Genomic DNA, 11,141 nt, shown 5'->3' on the forward strand with positions numbered 1-11,141 from the left:
ATCGCGTGAACGCAAGCAGGAGAATTGGTTTTCTGGAGCCGCTCCGCCGGCCATATCGATGGCGGAATCGATGGCGGACAGTCCGGTCAGCGGCTACGCTTGCTGCCGGCTCCGGGTGCACGGAGAGCGGACTTGCCGGGCGAGCAGACCGGACAGTCCATCCAAACCACCTTCCTGCTCCCACGATGGTGGGGAAGAATGACTGACGGCGAACGAGCTCAGGGGCAGACCGATTGGAACGACTACCTGCGCCGCGGAGGGTTCGAGTTCACGCTTAGAGCAAGTCTGAGGCCAAGGAGAGATAGACTCACGGAGCTCACGGAGGGGGTCTCAGACGACGCTCTCGAAACTCTCTCGAAGGAGCTGAAGGCGCAAGGTAAGGTGCCAGCCAGTTTCACAGCCCGCACGCTTCGCCGGATGAGGAACGGTGGTGACCAGCACCTCGTTTCTCATCTAATCGCCGTAGCTATCGTGCTCGACCGCAATTTAAGCGACGTTGCAGAGGTGGAAATTGTGCCGACGCTTATACCAGAAGAAGAAGCTCCCTCACCAGATAATGCCCCAGCACCACCGAGCTCACAGGCGGCAGACCTTTTTGCTGTTGTAAGTCAATGGCTAAAGCATACAATTGCTTTGGGAATTGTCGTAGGTGGTGCATATTGCACGGCGTTCGCTGTTGCGCGTCATGTTGGCTCACCCCAGCGATTTTCTGATGCCGTTTTGTACCTCGGCATTATCCTAGCTGCAGGGTACCACGGTAACATAATAGCGCTGCGTTCACCCTGTGACCCGCCCTTGTTGATCAAAGCACTATTGGGACTTGGTTTAGCATCCGTGGCGGGTGGTCTCGCCTCCCTATTTTTAGCTATCTGGTTCCCTGAAGAAGCTGTATCCATACGCGATCCTTCAACAGCTTCAGAGATCGGCCTTTTCTTATGTATGACCCTTATGGTTCTTGTGTGTACCTATACCCTTCGAACGTGCATTATAGCGCGAAGATACAGCTGGATTGAAGCTATTCAACATAAAAGAGGTATAGTTTACGCAACTGTCGCTATGATTTTATTAACGCTTACTGTCGCGCATTTAAACGGTGCATCTCATGCGTAAATGATTTAGCCCGAAATAATCTGGTGCGTGGTAACTACAGGGTACTTGCCAATCATCGGTCTTCTAGTCGATCTTGGATAAAATGTTCGCTGAAATGCGAGCGCCCACAGGTATGGAGAGATATTAATGAATATTCTATTGGCATTTGTTGTTGTTATGTCTTTAACAGATTCTGTTTTAGCTGATAGACTGGTAGCAGGGCATCATTCTAACTTCGAATCAGCTAATATGACACCCATCCCCCGAGCGGGTGGTGAAGGCAAGCGGATGGCAGCCTCGTGTAAATCGGAGGGTGAAAAGTGTTCGGGAGTAAGCGATAAATCCTGTTGCCCAGGATTGGCTTGCCATTCTGGCGGTACAGCCCAGATTTGGATTTGTTTTTAGTTTTTAATATTGCACTTTTATTTCTGCCTGGGCTGATAATATTTAGTTTAAAATGGTGCAATAGTTGTCATGACGGTTCGGAATTACGCTAAAGTAGTTTTTGGCGTCGCTTTTAGTGTAATATTTTCTATTTTAACGGTTTTATTTTTTGACCTACCAAGTGTATTGAGCCCGGGCTGTGTCTATGTCGGTTCTGAGTCGGATAGAAACCCCATAATAATCTACGACTGTACGGAAACTGCACAAGATCAAGCGCAATGGCAACAGAACTTCAAATTAATAAAAAAATATGTTGTGTATGATGGCTCTTTTGCTTGCTACATATTTTTTACAGCTTTGAGTGATTACATTTATAGCGGATCGGCAGATTCGCACCAAGCCTTTAGATCCGAAGTCAATTTGTATTCGAGAATGTTAGCGATGGCCGCTCAGACCGCTGCGCAGGTCCCTAATATTAAGCCGGGTCTAAGGATCAAGGCAAAATTATGGGAAATGCAATTCCGATTGATGCGCCTCGTACTGGAAGGTCCTCTAAAGTGGACATTCCCAAGCGACCCTAATGATTTTTCCATATGGGGAAACATTTATCTAGCTACTATAATTCTTCCACAAAACGCATTCAATGAAATGTGCGAGGTGATCGAGAAAAATCCTGGATCATGTTATCTCCCAGAGAACTATGTTGTGCCTCTCATGGAAGATTTTGAAATCCCGAGTCTTGATAGGTGTGTAGTTTAACGTTTGATGTCAGAGCTTATCTAAGCCGGAGCGTGTGTTTATTTTTGTTACGCAAGGGGTGCAAGGACGCTCTTACACGTCTTTCCGTTAAACGGAACGGATTGGGCGGATGCATTTCAGCATCGTCGGTCCTAGAACAAGCCCGCGCCGGACTGGGAGCCGCGGGAGGCCGAGGCGGTGCTGGCCGATCTGACATGGCGGCGCGTGACGTGGCGCCAGGGCACGAAGGGCAAGCTCTCGGCCCGGTTCGCCACCATCCGGGTGCGGGCCGGTGACGGTCCGGTCTGGGGCAACAACCGGCACCTGCCGGGCGAGGAGGTCTGGCTCGTGGGCGAGTGGCGCTCCTCGGGCGAGCGGAAGTATTACCTGTCCAACCTTCCACCCGACACGTCACGACGCGCGCTGGCCGGTACGATCAAGGCGCGCTGGGTCTGCGAGCAGGCCCACCAGCAACTCAAGGAAGAACTCGGCCTCAACCACTTCGAGGGACGGTCCTGGACCGGGCTGCATCGACACGCGCTGATGACGTGCATCGCCTGCGCCTACCTGCAGCACCCCCGCCTCGCCGAACATCGTCGGACGGGGCGGGGAAAAAATGATGCCGCGCCTTCCGGAGCCACCGCCGTCACCAAGCCTGCCCGCCGTGCGCCAGGCCATCATCGGAAGACTGTTCGCCAGCCTCGTCCCGCCCGTTCTGTGCCCCCACTGCCGAAGGCGTTTTAGGCTGCCAGCTGATGCGAAAGTGCGCAGGTAGTGCTAGCGTGGCATCGTCGGTGAGCGGTGCATACAGGTCGCACCATTGTCATTAGGCTGCTGATATTTAGATTTTTTAGAATGCCTCGCATTAGGCATTTGCGTGATCAACCTTGGAGAAGTAGGATCAGATTCAACCGTTAGTGATTTAGCGCAAGCCGAAATTTTTGGAAATCAATCAATGAATATGGAAAAAGATTTTTTCAGATGTTGCGATGTAATCCTTTGTTTGGCTGCTAATTATTTAAAAATGATCCGCTGCAAGTTCGGATTTATATGTATCGCAATTTTTGTTTTTTTATCTCCTAGCTCGGCATTTGCTTATATTAATTTTTGCAATACTACAAGTCAGAAGATTGATGTTGCGGTTGGGTATGTGAACGGAAGTGGTCAGTGGCATTCGAAAGGTTGGTTTGAGTACCAGCCCGGCGAATGTGGTATAGCTTTTTCTGAAGAAAATCAAAATCGTTATTACTATTACTATGCGAAAGCTAGCGGTCTTGAGTGGTCGGGAGATGGCGAAAAGGATGCCGCCGATTTTTGTATTATGAGCGGTTCAGCCTTTGATGTCATTGATAATCCAAATTGCACAAAAAAGATTTTTTCGAAAATTGATCTGGAAGGATATGAGTTCATTGATATAACAATACAGGAAAGCCCAAATGAACCTCTCCAGGCAGCGCTAAACTGTCGTGATGATTTGAGTAATAAAGACGCTTTTATAAAATGCTGGATCAATAATTCTTCGACGGGAAAACAAAAATCTATATTAAGATGTTACGAAAACCGCAAATCGCCTTCTTCATTTGCCATATGTGCCAACAGCGACAATTTTGGAAGCGATATTTATAAAGTTGCGAATTGTGCAGACCAATTTTCGAATATTCGCCTTGGTGGCGTACTAATTGAATGCCTAAGTCCAGGCGCAAGAGGCGCACGAGGCGCGGATGCGTTTCGATGTGCACTGTATAGTAGGGGTGATTTGTCTAAAGCCGGCGGATGCGCTCAGCCAAACACCCTTAATTCCGATCAAAATCATATCTATTCCTGTGTTGCAAGTAATCTAAATGATTTCACTAAAGCTGGAATATGTGCCGCATCCCGATATCTCAACGCGGACCAACAAAAAATCTTGAGTTGTGTATTTAACAATAAAGGTGACTACCTGCGAATGGGAGTATGTGCGGCTGCTAATCATTTAACAAAAGAGCAACAAACTTTTATCACCTGTGCGGTAAAAACAAATGCTCAGCCGCATGCATTTGCTGTCTGCGTGGGTACTAAGTTGACACTGGATGAATTAGATAAGTGTTTTACAGAAGGGATTGGCGGGCATGGATGCTTCGGACCAAACAATAGTGCTGTTCAGTTTATTTCCAATGCTTGGAAAGATGTTACTAAAGGCCCAGGATCAGGAAACGAAGCAGTAAAAATTCGCGAGCAATTACTAGGGGGCGACAGAGGAACTGGCGCGAATATTGTTAGGGACCCTATAAAATGCCTTACTTTTCAAAAAAAATGCTAAGCCGAACGCTGTAAAAATTTACCAGCATATTTATGCATCGCGATATTTTTATGATATCTTATTATAGCCTCCATTTTGCTTCTTTGACAGCACAACTTGTGATGCTGCGCCCTGCGAAAAGCTCGGTGTTGTAGAGGGTTATTCGCTGCTCAGGTGGCACGCGATAGCTGGTGCCGTCCGCGTACAGAGGAATCACCCGCAAATCTTGCTTGTGCGGTTTGCTGCCACTCGCAGCGTTCAGGACCCAGCAGGAGAAACTGACCCGTGTGAGACTGGCATCAACGCGCGTGTTGGTGACCTCGAACACGTAGCGGTTGTCCCTATCCTTGGCGTAGGTGAACGTGGGTTTGAATTCGGGGCCCGCGTAAAAATCGGCGGAACCGATGCTACAGGTGGTGAGCGTCATGCTCATGCCAGGTTCCCACAGGAGTCCGGAGCTGCTCAGCAACCGCTGCTCCACCTCCTCACCTGGTGCCAACCATCCCCCGGCGCCAACGGAGATCTCCCGCACACGCTGGCTGGGCGTGCCATTCGCGAACACCGGCGTGCATTGAACCATGGCCAGGCGAAGCCAGTCCCGGGCATGCCGATTGATGATGCGTCCATACAGGTGAGATCCCTCGATCCGGGTGTTCAGGCCCACGGGTGCACCAGCGCTGTAGCGATGGAAGGCTCCGCTGGGTTTGATCTCCCCCTGCAGAATGCGCTCGCTGAACCCCATGGCCAGGGGGAGCGCTCCCACTACCAGCAGCATGAGGATGGAGCTGCTGAGCACACCCGCCACGAGCATGAGAAAGCCCGCGCCGAACACCAATGCGCCGAGGATGATGAACTCGTAAAGGTAGGGGGCGAATGGATCGAGGCCCGAGTACCAGGCCGCAAGCGTGCCAACGGCCGTGCTGGTGAGCCAGAGCCTCAGCATCGTTTACCCTTGCATGTCCTGGGGGATCAGAGGGGGAAGACCAACCCGCCTCATGCGCCCTCCCCCGGAGCGACAGCTGTCATCCCGCGCCCAGGAAGCTTCAGGACCGGCGCACAGCGGGCTCAGCACTCCTGCAGTACGGAAGCCCTTCAAACGCGTCGGTGAGCGTTCCGGAGCAGGGCTGAAAACCCTGGCCATCGCCGCCGCGGCAGTGGCACATATTCTCGCATGACGACGCTCATCCACCCGCCGGTCTGGAGCCTTCTCACGCATTCCAGCTTGGACGCCCTGCTGAAGCTGTCGGCCGGAGGAATGCCGGAGGTGATCACCGTCGATGCCACAGCGGATCACGCGATGGCCGCGCCACTGGTTGGCACCACGCGCCTGATGATTGCTCGGGCTCAGGCTCTCGCTGGCCTCACGCTCACTGCCACGGGTGCGCTGAGCCGCGCCGACGTTCGCGCACTCTTCGATGCGATGACCTGGCCCGGCTATGACAAGGCCCAGGTGCTCTCGATGAATAAGGTGCTCAACGAGATCGATGTGATGCCCGTGGAGGCCACCCGGCTCGTCGCGCAGACAGCCAAGCTGCTTCGTAAACGGCAGCGGCACCTGCTGGTGACTAAAGCTGGTGCAACGCTTGGTCGTGACGACCAAGCTGCAGATCTTTTCCGTTGCCTGTTCACGACGATGTTCTGGCGCGTCAACCTTGGCTATTTCGACCGCGTGCCCGTGGAGGCCTGGCCGCAGAACCACATCGGCATCGTGCTGTGGTGCCTTTCCGTCATGTCGCCGGAATGGGTCGCCCGCGAAGACCTGATGCGCAGCTGTACGGTTTGGAACCCCGCGCTGGACCAAGGTCCGGCGGATTTTGCGGGTTATGCTTTCGAAAGCCGGGTGTTGCGGCCGCTGACATGGTTGGGTCTGTTCGAAACACGGCTGGTAGGTGATGAAAGCGCCCCATCGTGGCGGCGTGATCGGCAATACCGGAAAGCCCCAATGTTCGATCAAGCAATCCGGTTTCGGGTTGAGCTCGACAAGCCGGTGGGCCTCGCGCACTGATTGGTCGCCAGGGGAGGCATGCGAAGGCCATTGGCAGCGTCGCGATCGCCGGATCTTGATGTCCTGCGCGCAAGTAGCTGGCGACGACATTGGCTCGCCTAAGTTCTTAAGAATACACTCATAAAAAGCACGAATACGCAGCCTTTCGCCGTATGCGCGGCGGACCGCGTACCCATGGCAGACGGGGTGGTGAGGGGCTGGATTAACGCAGCCACTCACCACCATGCGCCAGGGGCTCAAGCTGACCGGGGCTTGCGACGCTCCGCCATCATGAGCCCGCGTGCCTCAGCGGCCGTGGCGATCTGAGTGTCCAGCTCTCCCGCGCGCACCGCCTCGATCAGCGTATCGATGACCGATGGCAGCTTGTCCAAGCTGCCCACCTCCACCGCTTGCTTGCCCTTGGCCAGCTCCAGCGGCTTGCCGCCCACGCGGGCTGCGAAATGCAAGGTGCCCGCGCCGTCTTCGAACCAACCCTTGCGCATGCGCCGGCTCACCTCGACCCTGACCCGCTCGCCCGCATCGTTCTTGCGGCTCACGAGGTTCTTGGGCGGAGCGTACAGTTCGCCGGCCACCACCGCGCTGGCGAAGGCCCGCTGATCGGCCAGGCTACCCAGCAGCTTGTCACGAGCGCGAGCCAGCGGATCGCCGGCTGTGGCGATGGGAGCGGCGTTGCTGAGCTTGAGCGTCTTAAGCATCGACATCTCCGTCTCCGTTGGATCCAGTGTGGATCTCATGCCAGGACGCTACTGCCGTTGTCCTGCCGTTCAACCGAATAACTCATCAAGCTAATGTTTAAGCTAAAATTTTTCTGAAATCTAATTTCGCTCTCCTGAGCTTGATAGTTTATATTGGGTTAAATAACGGTGCGACCATAATGGATAAGCGCCCAACAAGGAAAAAGAAAATGAACGACACTCAAAGCCGCCTCGATATCGAAAGGATTATACGCAGCACGGGAGGGGATCCCGAGGCTCTTGCGTGGGCCGCTGATATGAAACGGAAGGCACAGCTGCCGTATACATCCATTCACAATGATCCAGCAGATCCAGCCGTGCAACCATTAGTAACTTCATTAACAAATAAGAATAATGTTACTAATGGATACACGCATGTGGCTGCGCCACTCGCTGATGTATCCCACGTAATTCCCGCTGACGCCATCGAACTAACCGAAGATAGTAATACGCTGGCGCCCACGTTCATCACTCCAGGCACCCAGCTGAATAACAACGACCAACTACCTGAGACGGGTGATGGCGCGCATGGCGCCGCGGAGGGCGACACGGGTCCAAGCTGCCCGACATTGCCGACCCCGTTCTATCTGAAGGTAGATGTGTTTGACAACGGAGCTGGAAAGCCTGGGAAATCAAAAGGAAATAGGTATAAGATAAAGATACATTTCAATCTCGAGGATCAAGGTAATCAGTATGAATTAATGGGCGCTTTTCACCCCGAAACTCGCGGCTTCAGAAATAACGTGCCTGATGGATATGAGAATGATCCATTCTACAAACGCATGGATGATGAGCTATACGAGTATAATAGGGCTGATGAGCAATTTATAATTCGTCCACTTGGAGCAAAATTCAAAGACACCGACAATAAAACCGTCTTATACACGGCTGCGATTGTGTTCTGGATTGAGAACGAGATCAATCCGTGTGTAATCCTGGACCTGCAAGGCTTCAGGCATACAATAGACCTAACCGGAAGACCTAAGTCAGCAACTAAAAATAATCTTCTCGCATATGGGGTTTGGGTGGATCCCGCTAGGAAAACAAAGGCGGCATGTGAGGACAAGAAGGGAGGTAACACGCTTTTGGAAACAATAAGACTCGTGAACCAGGGCATTAAATGATGGGCCAACACATTTTGCATCAGAAATTTGCAGAGCAATTTTGTACTGGCGCTCAAGGCCGAGGATATTGTTAGGCGGTCAGCGATTAATGAAAGCTGCCTACGCGCGAGGTATGACAGGTCTCGGCAACCTGTCATATATTCGACCTCCCGCCGCCACCTCGCAATCGGGCCATATGACCTCAACGCCAACCGAGCGCTCGGAGGATCGTCGGTGAAGGCTAAGTTGTAAGTCGGCTCCATCTTTCCGTTTAACGGGAAGATGGAGCACGCTCCGTGTTAACCAACCGGAATATATTTCAACCTAGCGGGAAAATTCGTGCTTGCCTATACTGTATGATGTGGTATGAATTGAGATAGGGATCATCGCCGTTCGATGGAAACGTAATTCCATTGGAGGCGCATGCGGCAAACGCACGCGTTCAGGCTGTGGTGGATTGGACGGTCTCCGTTCAATCAAGCGTACGACGCTCCTCTCCGGGGGAGTGCAGCAAGGCGACCTTCAGCTTGGAGCTTTGGCTTCAAGTATCGAGGGTGATGGAAGCACTGTTCTTCTGGTTAATATTGTCAGCTAGGATTATCGGCCGAGACTATTCGGGGCTGAGCGGATCATCGATCCGGTGCGGAAGTTCGGTTCACTGGCGGCCTAGCAGGAATAGCCTCCCTAAGGCGATTCACCGAGATCAACCCGCAGCTTAGCGGGCGGTGAATCGCGTGCCGGTGACAAAGTGCTTCTGCTCGCAGCGCCGTCCGCATCCATTCAGGATGCCGACAATGAACTCTTTTTACCCCAACGACGTTGCTCCGCGTGACATCAACGTGGACGCCGAGGGCTCTGCAGCCCTCGATGACACCGCGGCACCAAGTCTGCCAGCTGGTATCGCAGCCAACCTAGACCTGCTCACTGATCATGTCCCCGAAGGCGGCATTGCGGCTCCCACTGAAGCCGAGCGTGCCACGTGGACCAAGGCTCTGACGAAGATAGGCGACATCAAAGAAGCCTTGGGGCTGAGAACGCGCGTGGCCGGGTGGACCGAGTTCGCCATGGGCGCACTACTTTATTGGCACTCTCCGGATAAGGGATTTTCGCATGCCTTTGGGCAAGGCAAGTTCACGAAGCCCGGCAGCAATCGCGCCTTTGCATGCGCAGCCTCTGCTCTTTACGGCCTTGATGTCGGTGACGCCGACCACGGAACCGCCAACAGCAAACGGGTCAACTCCAAAGCCACGCAGTTCGATGGCCTTTTGAAGCTCCTTCGCGATCAAGAGATCCGCATTGAGGATATGCCACTGAACCGCGACAGCGTGCAGTTGTTGGTGTCTTTGATTGAGGATGCGGGTGGTCTCAACGCACTCGAACGACTCATGGATAGAGACAAGGATCCAGATTGGGCGCCGGAGCCTCTTGAGCTCGACCCGAAGAGAAAGAGCGCTATCCTGCAAGCGCGTGCGCTATCGGCTTTGCAGAATGGCAGCGATGTTATTCCTAGGCTGGTTTTCGTACACAAGAAGGAGGACGGTACTGAGCAAGAGCTGCCAGTGCCCGACAACATTGTGAGCTTGGCGGTGGCGGCGCAAGCTCCTACACCACCGCGCACTCAGGCTTTCGCCGAGTTGTTGGTGATGGGCGGCTGCGTGCTGCCGGAACCAACGGATGAGCGGAAGACGAAAGCAAGCGATCCGAATGACGGTCACACCGAGTGGCGCATCGATGAGCGCCAGGTGGTGTGGGACCCTGATCAGAGGATCATACAGGGTCTGCTCAAGGCAAAGGGCGGAACTGTAGTGGTGGAGTGTTGGAACCACGAGCCCATTATCATCCTCGGCGCCCGGGTCGAGGGTGACACGCGCCTCTACACCGAGATGCGCAAGCGCATCGAGGTAAATATCTTGGCTCGCGAGCGGCGCTCAGTCTTCGATGTAGACGTCGAGGCCACGGAGAAGAAGTCGGGCGTAGGCATGCTCAAGGTGAGTAGCGGAGCTGCCAATCCCAGCAAGCCCATTCGGGCCCTATTGCAACGGCTGACCGGCGAAGGTTTTGTCGACGTGGACCCCAATCGCCTTAAAGCGTCCGCGCAATGCGTAATATCGCGTGGAGTGCTTCACGGCTTTGCTAGCGCCTACATCGACAAGGCCGACAAGGCCGTGCGGAACGCCAGCAAACCAAGGAGCGGGACGGCGCAGGTGCCACCGGGGTCCACCGTGGAGTTTGGCAGCGACGGCATCAATGTGCGCAGCGCGATGGTGGACGCCGACAAGAAGCCAGTAGCCGGCAAGATGCAGGGCGATGGCAGCATCAGCGTGCGGTTGGACGACCTTACGGCCTTCCTCAAGGCCTTCATCGCGGTTTACCCGGAGGTGAACACCGAGGTGATGTGCAGTCTGGGAGACCGGGTTCTCATCTGGGAGTTCGGCACCACCAGTGCCCGCTATCGCGTGTTGATTCCTCAAGCCAACCGCGGTGCGCGGAGCGACGGCTTCACTACCCCGCTTGTGCGTAGGGAATGGCCGGAGAGCGTGGTGCTCAAGACCAGCGTTACGGCCTAGCAGCGCATAGCCATCGCGACACAAGGAGCCCCGCCCAGGGCTCCTCTCCTATCCCCTCATCAAAATTGGACACCGCAATGATCGCGCTCCACCAGCGTGCGAACGACTACGCGCGTACGCGTCCGGTGATGGCCGCGGTCGACGGCATCGCGCACTCGGCTGAAGCCTGACCTTAATGCTGGCGTTAAGGTCAGCGGGTCGGGGCGATGCGGGTCGAGGTGCTTGAGGGGGCCGAACGACGGC

9 protein-coding genes and 1 pseudogene are annotated in these 11,141 nt (G+C 54.1%); 7 read left to right on the forward strand and 3 right to left on the reverse strand.

Annotated features, from left to right (window positions below; genetic code table 11):
* Positions 1-471: 471 nt before the first annotated feature.
* The 4 genes and pseudogenes from ASF22_RS23955 (at position 472) to ASF22_RS23200 (ending at position 4,510) form a co-directional block, all read left to right on the forward strand.
* Positions 472-1,110, forward strand: coding sequence for a hypothetical protein (locus ASF22_RS23955; RefSeq protein ID WP_156647749.1), 639 nt, complete (start codon positions 472-474; stop codon positions 1,108-1,110).
* A gap of 453 nt (positions 1,111-1,563) precedes the next feature.
* A complete protein-coding gene (locus tag ASF22_RS23960; RefSeq protein WP_156647751.1) occupies positions 1,564-2,232 on the forward strand; it encodes a hypothetical protein in 669 nt (222 codons plus the stop codon).
* A gap of 168 nt (positions 2,233-2,400) precedes the next feature.
* Positions 2,401-2,955, forward strand: a pseudogene (locus ASF22_RS14535) (IS701 family transposase); the annotation flags it as partial.
* A 133-nt stretch (positions 2,956-3,088) separates the two neighbouring features.
* Complete coding sequence (locus tag ASF22_RS23200) at positions 3,089-4,510, forward strand: DUF1036 domain-containing protein (RefSeq protein WP_156647753.1); 1,422 nt, start codon at positions 3,089-3,091, stop codon at positions 4,508-4,510.
* A 61-nt stretch (positions 4,511-4,571) separates the two neighbouring features.
* Here the strand turns inward: ASF22_RS23200 and ASF22_RS14540 are convergent, their stop codons facing one another.
* Positions 4,572-5,432 carry a hypothetical protein gene (locus tag ASF22_RS14540; RefSeq protein WP_056265609.1) on the reverse strand — a complete coding sequence of 287 codons (861 nt, stop codon included), beginning with the start codon at positions 5,430-5,432 and terminating at the stop codon, positions 4,572-4,574.
* Between the two features lie 228 nt (positions 5,433-5,660).
* On the opposite strand from ASF22_RS14540, the gene ASF22_RS14545 reads away from it, so the two are divergent.
* On the forward strand, positions 5,661-6,494 hold the full coding sequence (locus ASF22_RS14545) for a hypothetical protein (RefSeq protein WP_056265613.1): 834 nt from the start codon (positions 5,661-5,663) through the stop codon (positions 6,492-6,494).
* 236 nt (positions 6,495-6,730) lie between these two features.
* On the opposite strand, the gene ASF22_RS14550 is transcribed toward ASF22_RS14545, so the two are convergent.
* Positions 6,731-7,189, reverse strand: coding sequence for a hypothetical protein (locus tag ASF22_RS14550; protein ID WP_244474297.1), 459 nt, complete (start codon positions 7,187-7,189; stop codon positions 6,731-6,733).
* A 209-nt stretch (positions 7,190-7,398) separates the two neighbouring features.
* Here ASF22_RS14550 and ASF22_RS23965 point away from each other — a divergent pair, with 209 nt between their 5' ends.
* Together ASF22_RS23965 and ASF22_RS14555 are read left to right on the forward strand one after the other, a co-directional pair.
* Positions 7,399-8,352 carry a hypothetical protein gene (locus ASF22_RS23965; protein ID WP_156647754.1) on the forward strand — a complete coding sequence of 318 codons (954 nt, stop codon included), beginning with the start codon at positions 7,399-7,401 and terminating at the stop codon, positions 8,350-8,352.
* Positions 8,353-9,125: 773 nt separating this feature from the next.
* Positions 9,126-10,898 (forward strand): hypothetical protein, encoded by a 1,773-nt coding sequence (locus ASF22_RS14555; protein WP_156647755.1) that lies wholly within the window; start codon positions 9,126-9,128, stop codon positions 10,896-10,898.
* 59 nt (positions 10,899-10,957) lie between these two features.
* On the opposite strand, the gene ASF22_RS24635 is transcribed toward ASF22_RS14555, so the two are convergent.
* Positions 10,958-11,141 (reverse strand): hypothetical protein (locus tag ASF22_RS24635; RefSeq protein ID WP_210166658.1); only part of this gene is annotated, 184 nt, incomplete at its 5' end.

It is taken from the genome of Methylobacterium sp. Leaf87 (genome assembly GCF_001422775.1).
GTDB lineage: Bacteria > Pseudomonadota > Alphaproteobacteria > Rhizobiales > Beijerinckiaceae > Methylobacterium.